We start from the raw sequence: 21,208 nt of genomic DNA, 5'->3' as shown, positions 1-21,208 counted from the left end.
GCGAGCGAACCCCACGGACAGTCTGTCCGCGCACAATAGCTTGCCGAATGGAATGGTCTCCTCACACGCAGTGGTGAGGAGGCCTTTTCCATGTCCGACGACAATCCCGCAGCTCGCGCGGTCCCGCCGCGCTGGATGCCCATCGGCGAGGAGCCGGAGCTGTGCTCGGCAGGCGAGTGGTGGGATGCCGTACGCGCCGTGGAGGCCGTGGGCCGGCGCGCGATCGATATCCTCGGCCAGGGTGACGAACCGGTCGGCCCAGTGATCCTGGACCATGAGGGTCCGGAACCCCGGCTGTACTTCCTGGTTCCCGTGGGCACCGCGGCCCGCTGGGAGGAGCCGGGGACCGTTGCGCTGGGGCAGAAATGCCACGTCGTCGTGCCGTCCGCCGAGAGCACGACGCCTCCGGGGATGCACTGGCATGTCTTCCCTCAAGGCCCGCGATCGCTGACCCGGCCCGAGGCTCTGCGCCGCGCGCTGAGCCAGGCTCGCCGGGAGCAGCGCGGGCCTGCGGAGGAAGCAGCGTCCTGATGGCGCTGAGTATTTCCTTCGTTCTGTTGCTCGGCATCGTCGTGGTCGTTCTGATCCGCAGCAAGTCCGTGAAACCCGGACCCGCGATTGTCTGTGTGCTCTTCGGGTTCTTCCTGTCGAGCACATCGATGGCCCCGGGCATAAGCCAGTTCATGACCAGCATTGCGGACATGATCGGCCAGATTCGCTTCTAGCTCGGCCGCCCGGCTCGGCGTCCGAGCTGTCTCCCCCCTCGCGGCGGCGGTGTGCCCCACCACTTCGCGGCCCCACCCCCCCCAAATTGCCTGAGGCCCCCCGATGACATTGACGTTCAACCCAGAGAGCACGACGCCACCTCGCACAGCTCGAACACATCGGACGAGCAGCCTCGATCTCGCGGCGCTCCGCCACCGTCCCATTCATAACGAGGGGCTCTGATGCGCCTCGTGTATCACCCCGCCGGCCACGACGACGACTTGGGCGTGGCCCTGATCGAGTTGCAGGCGGGCCGTTGGAGAACGGCACGGCAACTGCTGCTGTCTACGGCCACGCATTGGGCACTGCGAACGTCACGCACCCAGCTGCTGGCGGTGGCAGCCGCCCGGTCGGATGTGGTGGGCGTGTGGCTCGGCGAAGAGCCTGGCAGCTATGACGCGCAGTTGATGGGTGCCCGCGTGGCTGTCGAGCGGGCGTTGCGCGCGCACAAACAACGGCATCCACAGACGCTGGAGTTCGAATTCAGGGCTCGCCGTGATGTGCTGCTGGCGGCTCGTCGCGCGCCGCATGATCCTGTGCCGTGGGTATGTCTCCTGGCTCTGGCGCAGATTGACAAGCGGCAGCTGCGCCAGGAACACCGCGTGAACCCCGGCGAGCCGATGCTGCCCAGCGGTCCATGGGGCCTGTTGTACGAGGTCAACCGGCGTGATCCGTACAACCGGGAGGCCTACCACCGGGTGCTGCAGTTCATGCTCTCCCTGGATGGCCCGCCGGGCGCTTCCCTGGCCGCGGTCTTCGACTTCGGTCGGTCCGTCGCCTCGCAGCGGCCTGTCGGATCGCCACTGCTGCTTCTGCCCGCGTACGCGCAGGTCGAGCAGCGACGGAGATCGCGCGCCGATCCGCTGTGGCGGCGGCAGTGGGCGCAGGAGTCGACGCTCGACTACACGCTGACCGCTTTCCACGGCTGGTTCCACAAGACGCACGGTGAGAAGCGCTCGGTGGCTGACCTGAGCCTTCTTGCCTACGCGCTATGGGCTGGCCACCAGTATCTGGAAGCCGCCGAGGTGTTCGAGGAGATGGGCCCGTACGCGGCCCGCGAGCCGTGGACGTCGGTGCATGAAGGGACCGTTGGGTCAGATCCGGGTGAGGCGCTGCTCCTTCGAGCGCGCGCCGAGTCCCTCTCCTACGCCCGTACCCGTAGGCCGCGCGCCGGACCGCACCCATAACCGGAATCCGCCACTCACCCAGCACATTGGCATGAACCTGTCCATCTTGTTCCTCTCTGAGCTTGGAGGCTGACCTGTGTCTCGCTTGAGTCCGAACCACCGTGCGTCGTCCCGGAAGTCCGATGACGCATACCTGCGGGAGCTCGGCTACGAGCCCGTGCTGACCCGGCGCATGGGGCCGTTCGGGAACTTCGCGATCTCGTTCAGCGTGATCAGCGTTCTGTCCGGCTGCATGACCCTGTACGGATTCGGCATGAACACCGGCGGCCCGGCGGTGATGCTGTGGGGCTGGCTCATCGTCGGTGCCATGGTGATGTTCATCGGCGCCGCCCTCGCCGAGGTGACCTCCGCCTATCCGACCTCCGGGGCCCTTTACTACCAGGCGGAGCAGCTCGGCGGGCGGAAGTGGGGCTGGTACACGGGCTGGCTGAACCTGCTGGGCCTGCTCGGGGCGATCGCCGGCATCGACTACGGGGCCGCGCTGTTCACGGGCGCCCTGTTCAACCTGCAGTGGGGATTCGTGCCGACGCCGGGCAAGATCATGGTGATCTTCCTGTGCATCCTCGCCCTGCACCTCGCCCTGAACCTGTTCGGGGTCCGGCTGGTCAGCATCCTCAACAGCATCAGCGTCTGGTGGCACCTCGGCGGCGTCACGGTGATCGTCGGCGCTCTGGCGATTGTCCCCTCCCACCACCAGTCCTCGGACTTCGTGTTCGGTGAGTTCGTCAACAACACCGGCTGGAGCCCCCTCTACGCGGCGGTGCTCGGTCTGCTGCTGGCCCAGTACACGTTCTGTGGTTACGACGCCTCCGCGCACCTGTCGGAGGAGACGACCGACGCGCAGGTGTCCGCATCCCGCGGGATCATCCACGCGATCGGCTGGTCGTGGCTGGCCGGGTTCGTCCTGCTGGCCGGGCTCACGTTCGCGATCCAGGACTACGCGGGCACCGTGGGCACGGCGACGGGGGTGCCGCCGGCGCAGATCTTCCTGGATGCTCTGGGCGTGGCGGGGGCGAAGGCACTGCTCCTGGTGGTGATCATCGCGCAGTTGTGCTGTGGCAATGCCGAGACCGCTGCGGCCAGCCGGATGGTGTTCGCGTTCTCGCGTGACGGGGCGTTGCCGGGCTCGCACCTGTGGCGGCAGGTCGACCGCCGTACCGGCACTCCGCGCATGGCCGTGCTGCTGGCGGTCGTGTGCGCCGCCGTGCTGGCCCTGCCGAGCCTGTACAGCCCGGTCGCGTACGCGGCGATCACCAGTATCAACGTGGTCGGCATCACCCCGGCGTACGCGATCCCGATCTACCTGCGCATCAAGAACCGGGATCGCTTCCGGCCCGGTCCTTGGAACCTCGGCAGCTGGGGTGTGGCCGTCGGCGCGATCGCCGTTGTCTGGGTGGTGTTCGTGACGGTGCTGTTCTGTCTGCCGCAGACACGGCCCGCCGGCGGTGGCCTGGTGTCCGTGGAGACCTTCAACTACGCGCCGGTCGCTCTGCTCGTCGTCCTCGCGCTGGCCTGGGCGTGGTGGCGGAAGCAGGGCAGCTCGTACGACGTGCCGGCCCAGAACTTCGACCGCTCGGCGGCCACATACGAAGACGAGGTCGTCTGATGACGAGAACAGCGAGCGGCAACGGCACCGTGGCACGCCTGGCTGCCGCGTCCCTCCCCGAGCAGGGCGGGCGCTCCGAGAAGGCCTTCTCCCTGTCCGACCTGCGGAACCTCGTCAAGGCGGGCGCCATCGACACGGTGCTGCTCGCCGTCCCCGACCTGCAGGGGAGGCTGAAGGGGAAGCGTTACGACGCGGACCACTTCCTCAAGCGCGTCGCGCATCACGGCGCCGAGGTGTGCGCCTACGTCCTGGCCACCGACATCGACATGAGCCCGGCGGACGGCTTCGCCCTGACCTCGTGGGAGACCGGCTACCAGGACCTGTCCGTGCAACCGGCTCTGTCGACTCTGAGCGTCGTGCCGTGGCTGCCACGCACCGTTGTCGTACTCGGCGATGCCGTCCACCACGACGGAACGCCGATCGACATCGCACCCCGGCAGATCCTCCACCAGCAGCTGACCCGGCTGTCGCGGCACGGTCTGCACCCCAAGGCGGGGATCGAGACCGAGTTCGTCCTCTACAGGGGCACGTACGAGGACGCGGAACAGGCCAACTATCAGGGGTTGCGGCCGTTGACGACGGAGAACCTGGACTACGCCCTCGATCACGACCCCGTATCCGACCGGTTCCTGCGCCGTCTTCAGCGGGCGCTCGCCGGCTCGGGGATGCCCGTGGAAGCGATCAAGACCGAGGCCGGTCCCGGCCAGGTCGAGGTGACCTTCCCGTACGGTGGCGCGCTCACCGCGTGCGACCGGCACCCCCTCTTCAAACACGCCGTGCGCACCCTGGGTCTGCGCGCCGGTCTGGCACCCACGTTCATGGCGGCCCCGGAAACCGACCGAGCCAACGGCCTGCACCTGCACGTTTCGCTGTGGTCGAAGGCCGTCAGCCAACTCAACGAGCCCGGCAGCGAGTACGGACTGTCCCAGACCGGTCAGCACGCCATCGCGGGTCTGCTCGCCGGCCTGCCCGAGTTGGGCCCGTTCTACGCGCCCAACGTCAACTCCTACAAGCGGTTCACGACCGGCTCGTTCGCGCCGACCACGTTCACCTGGGGCCGCGACAATCGCACCTGCGCGGTCCGCGTCGTCGGCCGTGGCGAAGGGCTACACCTGGAGATCCGTGTGCCGGGCGCGGACGCCAACCCCTACCTGGCGCTGTCGGCGGTACTGGCGGCCATTGACCACGGTCTCGAGCAGAAGCTCGCCCTCGCTCCCGAAGCGACCGGCAACGCCTACCGGGCAGGCGGAATACCTGTGCCGCCCACCCTCGGACCGGCTCTGACCGCCTTCCAGAACAGCGTCTTCGCGCAGGAAGCCTTCGGCGCCGGGGTGGTCGAGCACTATGCCCATCTCGCCCGCCTGGAACTCGCCCACGACGAGTGCCTCGTCACCGACATTGAGCGGCAGCGATGGCTGGCTCGCGCCTGACAAGCCCGCACCGCAGAAAGGATCCACAACCGTGAGTGCCCGCCCGACCCGCCCGCCCGCGACGCTTCCGCTGACACCCGCACAGCTTCGGATCGCCCAGAAAGTCGCGGAGGGCGAGAGCACCCACGCGATCGCCTCCGAGCTGTCCATCACCATCGGCACGATCAACGTGCAGCTGAAGCACTGCGGACAGAAGCTCGGCGTGAGAGGCCGGGCCGCCGTCGTCCACGCCTGCTTCGTCACCGGGCAACTCCAGCGTCCCGAGACGGCCACCTTCCCGGAGGCCTTCTCGGAAACGGAGATCGAGACATGGCGGATGGTCGCGATCGGTATGACGTCACAGGAGTTCGCGGACCGGGCCCGCATCAGCCGTGACAGCGCAGTCGCGCGGCTCAAGGCCCTACGGGAGCGCGTCAAGGCCGAGAACGACCCGCACCTCGTGACGCTCGGCTGGAGCTGTGAGGTGCTCGACGAGTCCCTGACCGAGATGGCCTCCGGGACCGTCCTCCGCGTTCCCACCCCCAGATGACCAGCTCAGGCCGCAATGTCAGTGCCCCCTGGCAAGCTACCCACCCACAACAGGACACTGAGTGCATCCGACCCGTCACCCATCGTGGCACGGTCGGAGGGCTCGGCGAGCGGAAGGGCGCACCGTGACCGACATGCCCAACGCACTCCACCACCTGGTGGAGTCGGTGACCAACACGTACACAGTGGTCGCCGAGCATCCCAGGCCCGGCGACATCCGGCCTTCGGTCTGGGAAATCAAAGGGCCTGAAGGCGAGAGGTGGTTCGGGAAGGTCCACGCGGGCGCGAAGCTCCACCACCGCGAGGTGACCGCGTACCAGAAGTGGACCGTGGCGCTGGGTGTCGGCCGTGCACCCGAGCTGGTCGCCGCGGACACGCAGACGCGCACCGCCTTGATCACCGCCGTGCCCGGAGGCGGTCTCGACACGCTGCGCCTGCCGGCCGAGCAGGAACGGGCGGCCTACGAGCAGGCGGGCGCACTGCTCGCCCGGTTCCACACCGCGGCAGCCGACGAGCCGACGCCGGTAGCGACGGAGGAGGCGTGGGACGAGGCGGTCGCCCAACTGCTGGACCGTACGGCGGCGTACGTGCCGGAGTACGACCTCGCGCTTGTGCGCACGCTCGCCGAGGAAGTTCCTTCGAGCCTGCCCCGGGTAGCCCAGCACGGCGACTACATGCCCAAGAACTGGATGTGGGACGAGACCGAACAGCGGCTGCGGATCATCGACTTCGAAAGGGCCGAGCTTCGGTCCGCCGCCTACCGGGACCTGAGCCGACTCCGCTACCGGATCCTGCACCACCGCCCCGACCTCAACGCCGCCTTCCACCACGGATACGGCCGGCACCTCACCACGGAGGAACTCGTCGCATGCCGGGCCTACGGGGCACTGGATGCTCTGGACTCGCTGAACTGGGGGATCAAGCACCGCGACGGCGGCCTGGTCGACGAGGCGCACATCATGCTGGAGAACCTTCGCCTGGAGACCCGCAAGAGGGTGTGGGGCGGGTGGCATACGTGAACGTCTTCGCTCGAACGTCCACGGCTCCGCACCTGTTCGGCGATCGTCGCGATGCCTTCATCGCCTTCACCGTCCTCACCGCCCACTGTGCCTCTGCACGCGAAGGCCGGTGATCTTTGTGGACGAAGCAGGCTGGGGCGAGACGTTGACCGCTGACGTGCTGGAAGACCGGTACGGGCTGGTCGCCGACATCGTCGAACCGGTGCACATGGGCACGGACACCATCAACCGGCGAGTCCTGACGGACGACGGGCTGCGGCTGTACGTCAAGCAGTACCCCTCGATGGCCGACTTGGACGAGGCGCGCAACGCGTGGGACATGTCGGAATACTGCCGGGCCGCGAAGCTCCCCGTTCCGCGGGTGTGGCCCGACACCAACGACAACCTGGTCACCATCGCGGGAGGCAGCGCATGGGCCGTGGTCGACGAGGCTCCCGGACGGGTGAACCCCTCGGCGATGACGGTCCCCCTCGCCGAGCACATCGGCGTCGTCATGGGACGCATGCACCGTGCGCTCGCCGCGTACCCGCTGCCGAAGCGCGTGCAGCAGACCCGCTGGCGGACCGAGCCCGTCGAGGACGCCGTAGCGAAATGCGACGCCGTGATGGCCAGGGCCACGCGCCAAGGCCACGACCGTCTCGACCAACTACGCGTTGACCTCGACCAGCGGCGTGGGGGCCTGCGCGCCCACGTCCACCTATTGCGGGAACATCTGCCCGAGACTCTGGCGGAACAGGCACTGCATGCGGATCTCAGCCGCACCAACCTGATCACCCTCGCCGACGCTGTCACCGGCGTCACCGACTTCCGCTGCGCCAGCGCTATGCCGGCCTGGGAGTTGGGGCGGGCGGCGTTCGACCCTCGCACCGTCGCCACCAGCACTGATTGGGCCGCTTGCGCACTGGCGATGGCCAGGGCCTACCGCTCGGAGCACCCCAGCCTCCCGCTGCGGGAGGTGCGGGCATGCGCCCGGATCGCGCTGCTGTACATGCTGTTCAGCTTCTACGGCGCCACGACCGCCGAGTACGACCTGCCGGGGGAGGCGGAGGCGGATCTGAAGCGGCACTGGCGCGAGCGTCAGATCACCATCCGCCGCCTGCTCAGTGACCTTGAGGGCATCGAAGACGAGCTCACTGGCCTTGAGGCGAACGGAGACACGTCCTGACCATCCAGCACCTTCCGACTGCGCTGAACGAAACGGCTGACGAGCGACAGCCTCAACCACACACGGCATACAGGGGGACGTCTTGGCGTATCAAACCGTGACCGGTCTGCACCTTGCACTCATCCGCGAACAGCGTGATCCGCTGGGATTCCGTACGACCTCCCTGGCCGGGCACCGCGTTTCGGTGGAGGGCCGGAGCCGATGACAACCATCCCGAAGCCCACCGCGACAACCGCGCGGACCGACGAGGCGGAGGTCTCGGATGAGGAACTGAAGTTCGTCATCCCCGGCGACCGCCGTATCGAGGCCGCCAACGCGATCACGACCCGTGCGATGGCCCGGCGTCTGCCCCAACTGATCCGCCGGTCCCTCGCACTGGGCTGGCAGGTCGACCGCGCCGCAGTCATCGCCCTGCTCGGCGTGCAGCTCCTCTCGGGGGTACTTGAAGCGTTCGGGCTGATGGCCACCACCGGGGTGATCAAGCCGCTGATCGCCTCCCAGCACATCAGCGGCGACCAGCTCCGCTCCGCCGTACCTTCCCTTGTCGTCCTGTCGGGGGCCATCGGTCTGCGCGCCCTGCTGGGTATCGCCTCCACCGCGCTGTCGGCACGGCTGGCCCCGCGTATCGCCCGGGAGGCCGAACTCGAGCTCCTCGACGCGGCGACCAAGGCGGAACTCGCCGCGTACGACAACCCCGGATACAACGACCGCTGGGACGCGGCCGACCGGGGAGTGGAAGTCTCCAGGGACCTCCTCACCGAAGCCCAGTACATCCTTGCCGCCTCGGCGTCACTGATCGCCTCGGCGTTTGTCCTGACCGCCGTGCACCCAATCCTTCTGCCGCTCCTCCTCCTGGCGGCCTTGCCGAAGGGAGTGGCCAGCGTGCGTGCGGCGCGCATCAGCTACATCGCCTCGCTCGCCACGACGAAGGACCGGCGGCTGCTGGGCATGCTGCGCTGGTACATGGTCGACAAGCAGACCGCCGACCAGGTCCGCTCCGGCACCATGGCGCCGTTCCTGCTCGACAAGTACCGCACGGCCGGAGCGCGGATCGACAGGACCACCGACCAGGCCACTTGGCGCTCGGCCAGGATCTCCCTGGTGGGCGGGGCAGCGGGAGGTCTCGCCCACGCGGTGGTGTGGGTGGCCCTGGCGCTGCTGGTGTTCGCCGGGCAGATCTCGGTCGCCGCCGTCGGCACCGCGTTCCTCGCATTGGGCCGCGTCAGCGCGGGACTGGACGGGGTCGTCGGCTACGGGGCCCAACTCTTCCGTACGGGAATGTACTTGGACGACTGGGCGGACTTCATCGACGAAGCCGGCGGGCATCGGATCGACCGCGGCTCTCAGGCGCCGGCCGCCCCCACCGTCGTACGCGCCGAGAACATCACCTTCCAGTACCCGAGCGCCGACCGTCCTGCCCTCGACGACGTCTCCTTGGAGGTCCGGCGCGGCGAAGTCGTCGCGCTGGTGGGCGAGAACGGCTCCGGCAAGACCACCCTCAGCAAGATCCTTTCGGCTCTGTACCTGCCCGATCAAGGAGCCGTCTCCTGGGACGGAATCGACACCAGGGACCTGGACGCGCACGCCACCTGGGAGCGTGTCGCCGTCGTACCGCAGTCCTACGCGAGCTGGCCTCTGTCGGCGCGAGAGAACATCACCCTCGGCCAGGCCACCGAGGACGGGGACGCCGCAGTGCTCGCCGCCGCGCATGCCGCAGGCGCCGACGAAGTCATCGACGGGTTGCGCAGCGGGCTGAACACCCTGCTGGCCAAGGAATGGTGGGGTGGGCAGGAACTGTCCGGCGGACAGTGGCAGAGGATCGCGCTCGCCCGCGCATTCCATCGGCCGGCCGGACTGCTCGTCTTGGACGAACCGACCGCAGCCCTCGACCCAAGGGCCGAGCACCGCATCTTCACCGGGCTGCGTCGGCTTGCCGCCGACCGGGCTGTCGTCCTGGTCACGCACAGGCTCACCAACGTGACCATCGCCGACCGCATCGTCGTTTTGGACAAAGGCCGCGTCATCCAGCACGGCACCCCCGAGGAACTGCTGGCTCAGGAGGACGGCTTGTTCCGCGAACTGTGGGATCTGCAGAACGAGCGCACCGGCCGTGTACCTGCCCCGGCTGGCTCCGAAGAGAACGTGCCACTGAACCAGCCAGCCCTGTTCTGAACGATTCGACACCAGGAACGGTGGGGCACCAGAATCATGAGCCACTCCCGCAGCCGACGCAACGCCCGCACCGCGATATCGCGGTGCGGGCCGTAGCAGCCATCAACTGCGAGGCACACGTCCACGGCCCCAGGGCCGTCGCCCTGTACGGAGAAGGGCACAGCCGGGATGAGGGGCAGATGGGCGCGAAGTATCGGCCCATGGCACTGACGAGAGCGGCCTCGATCACCGAATCTGCGGGCCGTCTGGCGGCTACACGGGGCAGGCGGGCAGCCCGCGGAGTACTGACCATCGCCTTGGCCGGGATCGCCGACTGCCTCACCGCGGATCACATCGACGCGTACACCCGACGGGCCGGGGCGGCGGTCCACCATGAACTACCCGCAGCATCATGACGGCGGCCGACATGACGCAGGACGAGATTCTTACTGCCGTCGCCTACCTTCAGGCTGTCTGGGATGGCGAACCGACGCGGTCAACGCGTTGTCACACCGTGAAGACTCCGAGCGAGACATCCTCGACGTGGTCATCGACCTCGCCGACCGCTTCGGACAAATATCCATGCTGTTCCGCCTCGGCATTGCCCCAGACCTCGACGACGAATACAAGGCAGCAGCCGAGGCCAAGGTGGGCAGCGATCCCACCACCGCCGTCACAGCAGTGCTTATCGATGCCTACCGGCGATCGTCCAAGTCAGCCGAAGGCCCTGCAGTCAGGGAACTAAGCCTGTCCGTGATCGGCTATCTCGCGATGTCGACGAAGGCCACGGAGGACGAGATCCCGAGGCTCTTCGAGAGGCTCCGCGACGCTGCCATCACCAACAACTGAGCGTCACGTCACCTGGGACGCCGCGCCAACGCCAGCTTCAAGAGCCCGTCGGCACCGAGGGCTGTGTGGGGATCGGCCTACGCCGCGTGCCGCCGCCTGTACGGCGACAGGGCGGGAGGCCAGATCACGCGGCATGTTCAGTCGACGCAGGGCGGGGAAGTGCGGCCAGTCCCATGGCCCGTTCGATCCTGATCTCGATGACCACGCGCTCGGGGTCCGGGGCCGGAGTCCGTCCGTACCGGTCGGCGTAGCGCGCCACGGCATCGTCGACCGCTGCCGCGTCTGTGAGCACCTCGGCCGTGCCTTCCAGGGTGGCCCAGCGTCCTCCGTCGACCTGGCAAACGGCCACGCGGGCTTCGCCGGGACGGAACGCCTGAATATTGGCGACCTTCTTGCTTGATTTGCGTGTGATAACTCGGGCGACTCCGGCGTCGACATCAACGGTGACTCCGACGGGCACCACATGCGGACTTCCGTCGGGCCGCAGAGTGGTCAGCGTGCACAGATGGTATTCATTCCAGAACTCAGAGTGTTCAGATGTCTGGCTGAATTCGTCACTAGGCATGCCCGGGATCGTAACGCGGAGCACCTCGCGGATTGGCACAGAAGTGACCGCTTCCACACAAGCCTTCACACTCAGGGTGCCGACTTTATGCGGCGTTGACTACGACATGACCGCATTACACCGTTGCGGAATATCTCAAACCGGTAACAGAAGTGCGAGCCTGCCATGCGCGAGCGATCAAAATGACCGCAAGTGAATCGGCAGTTCAGGGCCATGATCAAAACTCAGGAATGGATGATTTGGCAGGTTTTATTGGCACTGATCACCACCTTTCATTGATCTTCGAGATGTCGTTTTCCGGCCTTGATCTCATACGAGCCTCACGTAAAGTCCGAGTCTGTTCCCGTGAGCCTCACCGAAGGGCTTCGACCGGGCCGAATGCTCGTTCGCGCTAGCGACCGTGTATGTCCGGAGGGGATCGAGCGTGTCCTCGCGGCTCAATCGCTGGGGTCGGCGTGTGCCCTTCGGTCGGTGCTGGTCTCGGCGTCCGTGATCACCTTCATGAGTGCCGTCCGGGGACCCGAACATCGTTGACCCGTGGTGGCTGGCGCCCGGCTCCGAGCAAGAGCCCCGATCGGCCGGTACGAAGGGATTGCTCAATGTCTCCGGGAGAAAGAGCTAGCGACACTCCGGAATCTCCGGTGCCTGCGCGAGAGCAGGCGATCCGCCGGCGGTTGGGGCGGTGGCGTAAGACTGAGAAGCGGACCGTGGAACGCGACCTCCACCGGCGGCTGCGGCAAGAGCTGCGCAACCTCGGCATTCACCCTCCCCTGGACGTGGAGGAGCTGGTCCGGGCGCTCAGTGAGAGGCGCGGACGCCCGATAGTCTTGCGCACCTTCCCGCTGGAGAAGCCGGGACCCTCGGGGCTGTGGATCGACATGCCACAGATGGACGTGATCCTCTACCAGCAGGAGACGACCCGGCTGCACCAGCGGCAGATCATCCTCCACGAGATCCTCCATATCCTCGTCGCCGAGTGGGAGGAGGATCGGGCCGAGGAGTCGCCGGAGGAGTCCCCGGACGACTTCGTCGAGGGCTGGGCGACCCTCATCCCCGTACTCGATCCCAAGCTGATCCGGCGGGTCGCCCGCCGCTGCTCGTACGAGGAAGAGGAGGAGTGCTCGGTCGAGCTCGCGGCCACGATCATCCTGGAGTGGTCCTCGGTGCTCGACGAACTCCCGCCGCTGTCCGACGACCCGGAAGTACGTCGAGTGCAGTCCGCCCTGGGTGACCGGCGAGGGTGGTTGTAGTCCGTGACCGAGATGCTCCTGCTGATCATCGCGGCTGCCGTCATTTGGCGGCTCCACCTGTGGTCTCGCGCCCCGCACGACGCTCCCACCCGGTCGGTCGCCCTCTCCCTCCTCAGCGCGGGCCTGTCGTATCCGGTGGCCATGCCGGGGGGCACCACCGGCATCGACACCGTGGCCGGGCACGGCACGGCGAAGCTGGTCCAGAACGTCCTACTGTTGCTGACGGTCTACTTCCTGATGTGCTTCTACCTGTACTCGGCAGACGGGCAAGCAGCGCGGCGTCGCGCCCGGTGGGAAGCCGTCGTCGTGGCCGCAGTCATGGCGACGATCATCCTGGCGGCCGTGAACGTGCCGCACGAGGCGCTCGCCGGCTCGTTCAGCACGGCGGACATGACGATCCCCCAGGTCGCCTTCTTCTACACCGGCGCCGGCCTGTACCTGATGTACGCGCTCGGTGCTGCCGGACGGTGGTCCGCCCGCTACGCCCGCATGTCCCGTCGCCCACACGCGACGGGGCTGTGGATGACCGCGATCGGCCTCGGCGCGATGGCAGCGGCCTGCGCCGTTCGCGCGGTCTTCGTCGCCGTCCGGTGGAGCGGAGGTTCCGTGTCGCACCAGCTCACGACGAGCGTGGCGGTCGGGCTGGTGGTGTCAAGTCTGCTCTTCGTCGCGGGCATCACCTATTCGGGAGTTCGCGCCAGGATCACAGCGACGCGGCTGTGGCTGCGCCGACGGCGGGATCACCGTCGGCTGATCCCGCTGTGGCAGCTGCTGATCGAGGTCTATCCGGAGAATGAGCTGCGCCCTGCCTCCCGCGGGCTCTGGGATCGGTGGCGGGCGCGTGGCGTGCACCGCCGCTACCACCGGCGGATAGTGGAATGCCGGGACGGACTGGTTGACATCAGCCCCTACCTGGTCCGCGGGGAGGACGGCACCGGCCTGCTGGACCTTGATCCGACTCAGCTGGCCCGGCGCCTGCGATCCGCCGCGACCATGATCAAGAACGGCGTCCCGGCACCGGGTCAGGCGGTCGCCCTGGCAGTGCCGCAGGAAGACGACCGAAACGCTGATGTCCGTCAGCTGATCGCGGTGTCGGAAGCGCTCAGGCTGACTGCGTGACCGTGGAGGAACGAGGGAGACGAGACGAGATGCTGATCACAGCCGGCCGGGTCCTGACCGGGTCCGGGACATACCTGGAGGACGGTGCCGTCCTCGTCGAGGGCGACTCGATCATCGAAGTCGGGCCGCGCACGCAGCTCGCTGACCGCGCCGGGGCAGACGGGATCCTCCTGGCGTTTCCCGACGAGACGGTGGTGCCCGGCCTGATCGACGCCCACGTGCATCTCGCGTTCGACGGTGGCGGCGACCCTGTAGCCACTCTCCACGAGTCCAGCGACGAGAGACTGCTGCAGGACATGCGCCAGCGCGCGGAGCAGCTCCTGTCCAGCGGTGTGACGACGGTCCGCGACCTGGGCGACCGCAACGGCCTTGCCCTCCGCCTCGACACGGAGATCAGCCGGGGCAGCACTCCCGGCCCGCGCATCGTGTCCGCGGGCACACCGGCCACCCCGCCCGGAGGCCACTGCCACTTCCTGGGCGGTGAGGTCTCCGGCGTGGCCGAGGTCCGTGATCTCGTGCGCCGCAACCTCGCTGGGGGCGCCGGCGTGATCAAGGCGATGGTGACCGGCGGCGGCCTGACCAAGGACGGGCCGAAGAGCTGGCAGAGCCAGTTCTCCGCAGAGGAACTCCAGGCCCTGGTGGACGAAGCACACCAGGCCGGAGTGCCGGTGGCCGCGCACGCGCACGGAGCGGACGGCATCGCATCGGCCGTGGACGCCGGCGTGGACACGATCGAGCACTGCACCTGGATGACGAGCGACGGCTTCGACCTCCGTCAGGACGTCCTGAAGAAGATCATCGACCAGGGCATCGCGGTCTGCCCTGCCGTCAGCCCGCACTGGCAGATGCTGCCCCGCTTCTTCGGGGAAGAGCGGGCAGCAGCCATGTTCGCCCTGGTCCGCGAGATGGCCGAAGCCGGCGCCAAGCTCATCGCCGGGACCGACGCCGGCGTTCAGCGGGCCGGGTTCGACGGGCTCTCGCCAGCGCTCGCGTTCTACGAGCACCTGGGCCTGCCCAACAGCCGGATCCTCGACATGGCCACTGCGGACGCGGCCGGAGCCCTGGGGCTGGGCGGGCAGACGGGCCGGATCGCGCCCGGGCTCCGCGCGGACCTGCTGGTCATCGGCGGAGATCCGCTGGACGACCTCGGTGCCCTCCAGCAGATCCGTGCCGTGATCGCGGCAGGACGGGTGCACGAGGCGAGCTCGCCAGCAGACAAGCAGCAGTAGCCACGCCGCCGGCCCGCAGCCCAGAAGCTGCGGGCCGGACTACTACTTGGTGTCCGCCTCCTTCTCCATCATCTCCGCCACCAGCTCGTTGACCAGCGCCAACGCCTTGGGCGACAGACCCTGCGAACCCAGGCCGCGAGCTCGCACCCGGCCCACGGCGCCCTTCTTCGCGGCGGCCAGCAGCTGGAGACCTTCATAGACCTGGGCGGCCACGGCCTCGTCCGGCTCGAAGTACATCCGGGACACACCGACAACGGCGGCCAGCGCATCCAGGACCACGGGCGGCGCCGTGTCCGTGACGCCAGCCCGAAGATCGGCGAAGTCTTCCCCGGCAATGATCTCCGCCCCGGCATGGGCATTCACCTCGGCCGCCATCTCGGCGTCCGAGGGGGGTCCCTGCGGACCGGGGTAGGAGCGCTGCAAGATCAGAGTGATCTTCTCGGCGAGGGATCCCGGCGGCCCGCTGAACTCCGCAGCGGCGGCTTCCTGGAGTTCGGACTCCCCCGCCGTGCCGTTCTTTCTCGCCTCTGCGGCGGCCATGGAGCGGTCCTCGGCCCGGCGCAGCTCGGCTTCACTGACGCCGTATCTCGCTGCCAGGGCCGCGACGTACTTGTCCTTGAGTCGGCGGTCACCGCGCTCGGCTCCCGCGACCGGTCCGGCGCTCTTGGTTCCGATCACCGCGGCCGTCTCGTACTGATAGATGCCAGCATCGCAGCGCAGATCGGCCAGATCAGGCAGGCCGGTGCGCGGGAACAGATCGTACAGGTCACCCCTGAGGGCCGCCGCGTATGCGGGCAGCTTCTCCGGATCGGGCGAGGAGTGGCCGGCCTCCCAGTTCGCCACCGCGGAGTCGGACACGCCCAGCTCTGCCGCCACTTCACTCTGGAAGATGTCGGCAGCTCGCCGTACCGCGCGAGCACGGTCTCGGTCGAAGTGACGGGCAGGCATCAGACCTCGCTTTTTCTCCAAGTTGAAGTGAATGCATCTTGTTGACTTTTACTTCTGATGGGAATAGCTTCAGCGTAGCGAAAACAGAGCGCCTTCGCATACCGCTCGCCCTCTGGATTCGGCCTCCCCACCAGCACCTCGGGGCTGCGGTGAGGTCCCGCACCTCGTGTGAGAGGTCCCCTCTTCGCGGCGGCGCGGCGTGTTCCACCGCGTACCTGGGGGTCAGCAGTCCCAGCAGTAGTCCCCCGGCTCCGCAGTGGATACCCCGTTTCTCCCCTCCCCGTCAGGAAGTCCGCGCCATGCCGCAGCACCCCTTAAGCCCAGCGGCCAGTCCGCTCGGTGCGTGCGACGCCTGACTCCGGGGGGCACTTCTCCTTCGCCTCGCTCCGCCTCCTCGACCCGCCCTGGGCGCCGCCCGACGAGTTGTCGAGAAGGCAAGAGCTAAGTCTGGATGTCTTCGCAGGCCACACGTATGTTGCTGGTCCCCCGCCGGGCATCCGCCCGGCGACCGGCACGGAAGGAGACGCGTGAGGCGCGCACCGCCCACCGCAACGGGCCACGGCCCCATAAACGCCGACGGCGTCTGAGAGCGGGAACTCTCAGACGCCAAACGGCCAGGACACCCGCGCCCCGGGAAGGGCGCGGAGATCACCCAACGAATCCGCTCTGGTCCCTTTCCACCAGCACCGGAACGGATCTGCTTCAAGGGAGAGTTTCGCATGCCGACTGCCCTGCGTGAAAGGCCGAAGACCCCGGCCTGCGCGGCAGCCTGTGCCCGTGCCACCCCGTCAGTGCGGCGGAGTGGCGGTGATGCCTGATGGCACGTATCCGCACCGTCAAGCCGGAGATGTTCGAGTCGGAGTCGCTGGCGGAGTGCTCGGTGACCGCCATGCTCACCTTCATCGGGCTGCTGACGCAGGCTGACGACTCCGGCCGTCACCGCGACCATCCGGCGATCATCGCCGGTCGGCTGTGGGCACTACGCCCGGAGCACACCGCCGCGCACGTCGCGCAGGACCTGGAGGAGCTGGCCACCGCCGGATTGATATGCCGCTACACCGGATGCGACGGACGCACCTGGCTGCACGTCGTGACGTGGGAGCAGCACCAGAAGATCAACAAGGCCACGGCGTCCCGGGTGCCGCGCTGCACCCGCCACCAGGGCCACCAGCCGTGCGGAAAGTGCCAGACCGGCGCCTGCCCCACCACACGTACGGCACCGTCCGTGACATCTCACGGAACCCTCCCGGAGCACTCCGGGAGCCCGCAGGGAGGCGTGCACCGCCCGGTCGCGGACGCCACTCAGCCCGCAGAGACCACCACGGGCCCCGGAGAGACGTTGTCCGTGCCGCAGACCGGCCCAGCTGCATCCGCTGCGGCACCGCCGGGGAAAAGTGCAGGTCAGACGGCAGTCCCGGAGGACTCCCGGAGGACTACGGGAGGACACCCGGAGGACTCCCGCTCTGGATCTAGGATCTTGGATCCTGGATCTGTACCTAGGGGGCGCGAGGCGCCCGCACCCGACGCCGTCTCCAGATCGGTCTCCGCGAAGGAGCTGGTCTCCGAGTACGTCCGGGACTGCCAGCGCCGACCGCCGGAGGACGTCCTCGGGCTGCTGGGGCGCAAGATCCGGGTTCTGCTGGACGAGCGCTTCGACCCGCAGGACATCCGCACGGCCCTGGAGCGGCTGCGGGCCAAGGGCCTGCACCCGAGCGTGCTGCCGAGCCTGGTGAACGAGGTCGTCAACGCAGCCCCGCAGGCCACCTCGGCGGCGTCATCCGCCTCCGGCGCGGGGCCCTGGGCCAGCACCTCCGGATACACGCCCTACCTCAACCCGACCGAGCCGACGACGTTCGGAGGCCACCTGTGACCCGCGCACACCTCGCCGACCCTCAGCCCGCCATCGGCGAGCGGCTGCGCGCCCGGTTGGAGGCCAGGCTGACCGAACGCGGCATCGACCCGACTGCGCCGCTGCCGGACACCCCGGAGCCGATCCCGGCACTGGAGGCCGCGCAGGCGCGTATCCCAGTCGACTACCGCGACGCCGTGGTCGAGCACCCCGACGTCGCCGCCTGGGTCCGCTCCATCACCGAGGCCGCGGTCGAGCCGAACGCCGGCGGGCTCAACCCGCACTTCGGCGCGGCCGGACGCCGGCGGATCGCGCACGGCCCGTCGCTGCTGCTGTGGGGCAGCACTGGGGCGGGCAAGACGCATCAGGCGTACGGCGCGATCCGGGCCCTGACCGCCGCCGGGTGCGGCGTGTCCTGGCAGGCGACGACTGCCGCCGACCTGTACGCCGACATGCGCCCGCAGTCCGGGGTGGACCCGGAGCACATGCTGCGCCGGATCGTGCGGGTGCCGCTGCTGCTACTCGACGACCTCGGCGCCGCCAAGGGCTCGCAGTGGACGGAGGAGATCACCTTCCGGCTGGTGAACTGGCGCTGCCAGAACCGCCTGCCGACAATCTTCACCACGAACCTGCCGCCGGTCCGCGACCGGGGCGTGCCCCCGCAGCAGCCGGTCCTGCGCGACGTGATCGGCGACCGCGTCCTGTCCCGCCTGTCCGGCATGTGCACCCCGGTCCACTTCAGCGGCCCGGACCGGCGCTTCCAGCGCCGCTGAACCGGCCGCTCTCACAACCGACTTCACCTCCGGTGCGGCACCGCCGCGCCCTTGCCCCGCCTCATCACCGCGCCCACCCCCGCCGGTGCCGCGCGACCGCTGAGGCGTACCCGGAGACTGACTTGCGCACCATCACCACGAACGACACCGCGCGCCCGACGCTGCGCGGGATCGCCGACCACAGCTGGAACGCCCGGGGCTTGTGCCACGGCATGCCAGCCGAGGACGCCGACGAGCTGTTCTTCCATGCCCCACGCGACCACGAGGCCGCCTCGGAGGCCAAGTCCATCTGCGGCCGGTGCCCGGTCAAGAAGGACTGTTTCAACTACGCTCTGGACAACGACATCCGGCACGGGATGTGGGGCGGGCTGACCGAGATCGAGCGCCGCCCCTGGCACGCCCGGGTCAGCAAGCGCCTCGACTACGCGCGGGTCAAGGCGGCCTTCCAAGGCCGCGACGTGCACCTCAGCGACGCCGAACGCGAGGCCGTCGTCCGCCACGCCTACGCCCGCGGATGGTCTCCCGAGCGCCTCGCCTACACCCTCCAGCTCGAACTCGACTGGGCCCGAGACCTGATGCGTCGAGCAGCCCATGCCGTCGCCGACCGCGACCGCTACTGGGGCCTGTACGACGAGGCCGAGCCCACGCCCGACGACGAGGAGGACGAGGTCATCTCCTCGCCCGTGCCCCGGCAGGTGCATACCCACGCCTTGATCACCGCGCTCGGAAGGGCAGCATGACCCACCCCACCGCCATGCCCCTGGCTGCCGTCTCCTTCGAGCTGTCGCCCGTGATCACCGCCGCCGTTGTGCTTCCGGTCCTCGCCGTACTCGTGGGCGGGTGGCTTGCCCTGCGCCGCCGCGAACGCGCCAGAACGGCACGGTCGTCTGCGCTGGCGGTGTGGGTCGCAGCGCTCGCCGCGCTCGGCTGCACCGCCTACAGCGCCGACACCAGCTGGCGGTTCGCCGCCGACTACCTCGACATGGCCGGCACCACCGAGCGTGCCGCCATGTTCGGCGCCGCCGAACTGGCGCTGTTCGCCACCGCGCTGATGGCCCGCCAGAACCTCACCTCCCAGGGCGCACCGGGCCTGCCCGGAGTCCTGGTATGGATGATCACCGGCGTGCAGGTGATCCCCGCCTACGCCGAGTCCGGACCGGTAGGCGGGACGGTGCGGGCCTTCGTCGGCCCCATCATGGCGGCGATGCTGTGGCACCAGGCCATGGGTATCGAGCTGCGACTGCGCAAACCCGGCGCCGCCTCGCACGGCATCCTGGCCACCCTCGGACGGGAAGCTCGCGAACGCCTGCTCTCCCGCCTCGGCATCGCCAAACGCGACCGTGACGCCGCCCAGATCACCCGTGACCGGGCCACCGCCAAGGCAGTCGCCCTGGCCGCCCGCCTGGCGGAACGTTCCGCCAAGAGCCGCCAGAGCTGGCGGGGACAGCTGATCACCCGGCGGCTGTCCAAGGCTCTCGCCAAGGCCGGCGTCGGCACCGATTTGGAGCAGAGGCGCGATCTCCTGGACCAGCTCGCCGCCCGCCGCCATGCCACCGCTCTCGCGACCGTCGACCTGCCCTCGCCCTGGACGCAGCCGTCACCAGACGCGGACCACGGCGACGACGATCCCGTGCGCCCGTCCCTCGCCGACGGGACGGCATCCGGGGACCGGCCGATCCGCCTGCTCGCGGTCCCCAGTGGGAACACCACGCCGATCGGGGACGGTCCCGAAGAAGACCATGCGGATCCGGTCCCCGAGCCGGTACCCGCCGAGAGTGGGGACCGTCCCCGCGCAGTCCCCGAAACAGGGGACCGCACGCCGACTGGGGACCGGGAAGCCGTAGGGGACCGGGACTTGGATGCCGCCGCTGGCGAGGCCGTCGACGAGGACCGGGACAACGCGGTCCCTGGGACCGGCAGCACCGGGGACCGCAGGGGCGTCAGCCCGGAAAGCGGGGACAAAACCGCAGCTCAGAGCCCATATCTCGCGTCCCCGATGCTGGTCCCCAATGGGGACCACGATGCCCTCGACTCCGAAACGGGGACCGAGCCCAACGGGGACCGTCCCCACTCGGTCCCCGCGCGCAGGAGGCCGAAGGCGTCCCGGAGCCGGTCCCGAGGTGGTCAGGGCAAGCCGTCCCGAAGGCAGGGGAAGGTGAGTGTGGACCAGCTCGTCACCCAGCTCCGTCCCCACGTGCCCAAGCTGCTGGAACGGGACGGGAACGCCGAGGTCACGCGCACCCAGCTCAGGGAGATCATGCGCGCCCACGACATCGGCATCCGCAACGACCGCCTCACGCCGGTCCTGGAGCGTCTGCGCCACGAAACGGCTACGTCCACCACAAAGAAGAGGAGTGCTCGGTGAGGACGTGCCCGCGCTTGTCGCGCATCCGGTCCGACTTCGAGAAGGACATCCGCTTCCTGACCGCCTATGCGGAGCGCAAAGCCGGCACCCCTCCGGCCAAGACCAGCGCGAAGCAGGCGATCACGGTCAAGCACAACATGGCCAGGGCGATGAGCCGGCACTTCGCCCGCTGCCCCGAGTGCGGCTGACACCTGCTTAGACGCAGGTCAGGCGGCTCTACTGCAATCAATCGCTGCGGTGGCCCGGCTTCATGCCGGGCCACCGCCCCTCGAGGAAGGAAACGCCATTCGACCCCCGCACCCACGGACGTACGCCCCCACCGCCGCCGAGGCCGCCGCCTGGGCGGACGTCCTGGTCCACCACCAGTTCCTACACGCGGCCGTTCTGGCACCGAACGGCCAGTGGCTCGT

The 21,208-nt window shown here is 68.7% G+C and carries 20 protein-coding genes; 18 read left to right on the top strand and 2 right to left on the bottom strand.

What is annotated here, in order from left to right; all coding sequences use genetic code 11:
* Positions 1-90 precede the first annotated feature (90 nt).
* The 10 genes from GWK25_RS10390 (at position 91) to GWK25_RS10345 (ending at position 10,700) form a co-directional block, all read left to right on the top strand.
* Positions 91-531: a hypothetical protein gene (locus GWK25_RS10390; RefSeq protein ID WP_215449514.1), complete on the top strand. Its 441-nt coding sequence runs from the start codon at positions 91-93 to the stop codon at positions 529-531.
* On the top strand, positions 531-725 hold the full coding sequence (locus tag GWK25_RS10385; protein ID WP_215449513.1) for a hypothetical protein: 195 nt from the start codon (positions 531-533) through the stop codon (positions 723-725). The genes GWK25_RS10390 and GWK25_RS10385 overlap by 1 nt, the downstream gene beginning before the upstream one ends.
* A 222-nt stretch (positions 726-947) precedes the next feature.
* Positions 948-1,952 carry a hypothetical protein gene (locus tag GWK25_RS10380; protein WP_215449512.1) on the top strand — a complete coding sequence of 335 codons (1,005 nt, stop codon included), beginning with the start codon at positions 948-950 and terminating at the stop codon, positions 1,950-1,952.
* Between the two features lie 76 nt (positions 1,953-2,028).
* On the top strand, positions 2,029-3,558 hold the full coding sequence (locus GWK25_RS10375; protein ID WP_215449511.1) for an amino acid permease: 1,530 nt from the start codon (positions 2,029-2,031) through the stop codon (positions 3,556-3,558).
* A complete protein-coding gene (locus tag GWK25_RS10370; protein ID WP_215449510.1) occupies positions 3,558-4,988 on the top strand; it encodes a glutamine synthetase family protein in 1,431 nt (476 codons plus the stop codon). Before GWK25_RS10375 ends, GWK25_RS10370 begins: the two co-directional genes overlap by 1 nt.
* 31 nt (positions 4,989-5,019) lie before the next feature.
* Positions 5,020-5,517, top strand: coding sequence for a LuxR C-terminal-related transcriptional regulator (locus GWK25_RS10365; protein ID WP_215449509.1), 498 nt, complete (start codon positions 5,020-5,022; stop codon positions 5,515-5,517).
* A gap of 133 nt (positions 5,518-5,650) precedes the next feature.
* Complete coding sequence (locus tag GWK25_RS10360) at positions 5,651-6,535, top strand: aminoglycoside phosphotransferase family protein (RefSeq protein WP_215449508.1); 885 nt, start codon at positions 5,651-5,653, stop codon at positions 6,533-6,535.
* Positions 6,536-6,644: 109 nt separating this feature from the next.
* Positions 6,645-7,700: a phosphotransferase gene (locus GWK25_RS10355; RefSeq protein WP_308404205.1), complete on the top strand. Its 1,056-nt coding sequence runs from the start codon at positions 6,645-6,647 to the stop codon at positions 7,698-7,700.
* A 201-nt stretch (positions 7,701-7,901) separates the two neighbouring features.
* The gene (locus GWK25_RS10350) at positions 7,902-9,872 is read left to right on the top strand and encodes an ABC transporter ATP-binding protein (RefSeq protein WP_215449507.1); all 1,971 of its coding nucleotides are present in this window, start codon (positions 7,902-7,904) and stop codon (positions 9,870-9,872) included.
* A gap of 522 nt (positions 9,873-10,394) precedes the next feature.
* Complete coding sequence (locus GWK25_RS10345; protein ID WP_215449506.1) at positions 10,395-10,700, top strand: hypothetical protein; 306 nt, start codon at positions 10,395-10,397, stop codon at positions 10,698-10,700.
* Positions 10,701-10,824: 124 nt separating this feature from the next.
* Here GWK25_RS10345 and GWK25_RS10340 read toward each other — a convergent pair whose 3' ends face one another.
* Positions 10,825-11,265, bottom strand: a complete 441-nt coding sequence (locus tag GWK25_RS10340; protein ID WP_215449505.1) for a pyridoxamine 5'-phosphate oxidase family protein — start codon at positions 11,263-11,265, stop codon at positions 10,825-10,827.
* A gap of 707 nt (positions 11,266-11,972) precedes the next feature.
* Here GWK25_RS10340 and GWK25_RS10335 point away from each other — a divergent pair.
* The 3 genes from GWK25_RS10335 to GWK25_RS10325 are packed head-to-tail and all read left to right on the top strand — an operon-like array spanning position 11,973 to position 14,863.
* Entirely contained in the window at positions 11,973-12,515 is a 543-nt protein-coding gene (locus tag GWK25_RS10335) for a hypothetical protein (protein WP_215449504.1), read from the top strand.
* Positions 12,516-12,527: 12 nt separating this feature from the next.
* Positions 12,528-13,634, top strand: coding sequence for an MAB_1171c family putative transporter (locus GWK25_RS10330; protein ID WP_215457309.1), 1,107 nt, complete (start codon positions 12,528-12,530; stop codon positions 13,632-13,634).
* A gap of 29 nt (positions 13,635-13,663) precedes the next feature.
* Complete coding sequence (locus GWK25_RS10325) at positions 13,664-14,863, top strand: amidohydrolase family protein (protein ID WP_215449503.1); 1,200 nt, start codon at positions 13,664-13,666, stop codon at positions 14,861-14,863.
* A gap of 42 nt (positions 14,864-14,905) precedes the next feature.
* Here GWK25_RS10325 and GWK25_RS10320 read toward each other — a convergent pair whose 3' ends face one another.
* Positions 14,906-15,811 (bottom strand): helix-turn-helix domain-containing protein, encoded by a 906-nt coding sequence (locus GWK25_RS10320; RefSeq protein ID WP_215449502.1) that lies wholly within the window; start codon positions 15,809-15,811, stop codon positions 14,906-14,908.
* Between the two features lie 817 nt (positions 15,812-16,628).
* On the opposite strand from GWK25_RS10320, the gene GWK25_RS10315 reads away from it, so the two are divergent.
* The 5 genes from GWK25_RS10315 to GWK25_RS10295 all read left to right on the top strand — a co-directional run bounded on the left by GWK25_RS10315 (position 16,629) and on the right by GWK25_RS10295 (position 20,986).
* Positions 16,629-17,681, top strand: a complete 1,053-nt coding sequence (locus GWK25_RS10315; protein ID WP_215449501.1) for a hypothetical protein — start codon at positions 16,629-16,631, stop codon at positions 17,679-17,681.
* Positions 17,678-18,433 carry an ATP-binding protein gene (locus GWK25_RS10310; RefSeq protein ID WP_215449500.1) on the top strand — a complete coding sequence of 252 codons (756 nt, stop codon included), beginning with the start codon at positions 17,678-17,680 and terminating at the stop codon, positions 18,431-18,433. The genes GWK25_RS10315 and GWK25_RS10310 overlap by 4 nt, the downstream gene beginning before the upstream one ends.
* A 122-nt stretch (positions 18,434-18,555) precedes the next feature.
* Positions 18,556-19,173 (top strand): WhiB family transcriptional regulator, encoded by a 618-nt coding sequence (locus tag GWK25_RS10305; RefSeq protein WP_215449499.1) that lies wholly within the window; start codon positions 18,556-18,558, stop codon positions 19,171-19,173.
* On the top strand, positions 19,170-20,798 hold the full coding sequence (locus GWK25_RS10300; RefSeq protein ID WP_215449498.1) for a hypothetical protein: 1,629 nt from the start codon (positions 19,170-19,172) through the stop codon (positions 20,796-20,798). Before GWK25_RS10305 ends, GWK25_RS10300 begins: the two co-directional genes overlap by 4 nt.
* Positions 20,799-20,812: 14 nt before the next feature.
* Positions 20,813-20,986, top strand: a complete 174-nt coding sequence (locus tag GWK25_RS10295; RefSeq protein WP_251828805.1) for a hypothetical protein — start codon at positions 20,813-20,815, stop codon at positions 20,984-20,986.
* Positions 20,987-21,208: the final 222 nt, after the last annotated feature.

Origin of the sequence: Streptomyces sp. ATCC 21386 (assembly GCF_018728545.1) — a bacterium.
In the GTDB taxonomy this organism is placed as follows: Bacteria; Actinomycetota; Actinomycetes; order Streptomycetales; family Streptomycetaceae; genus Streptomyces.
The sequence above is the reverse complement of the archived record's forward strand: the minus strand, read 5'-3'. Positions and strand labels throughout refer to the sequence as shown.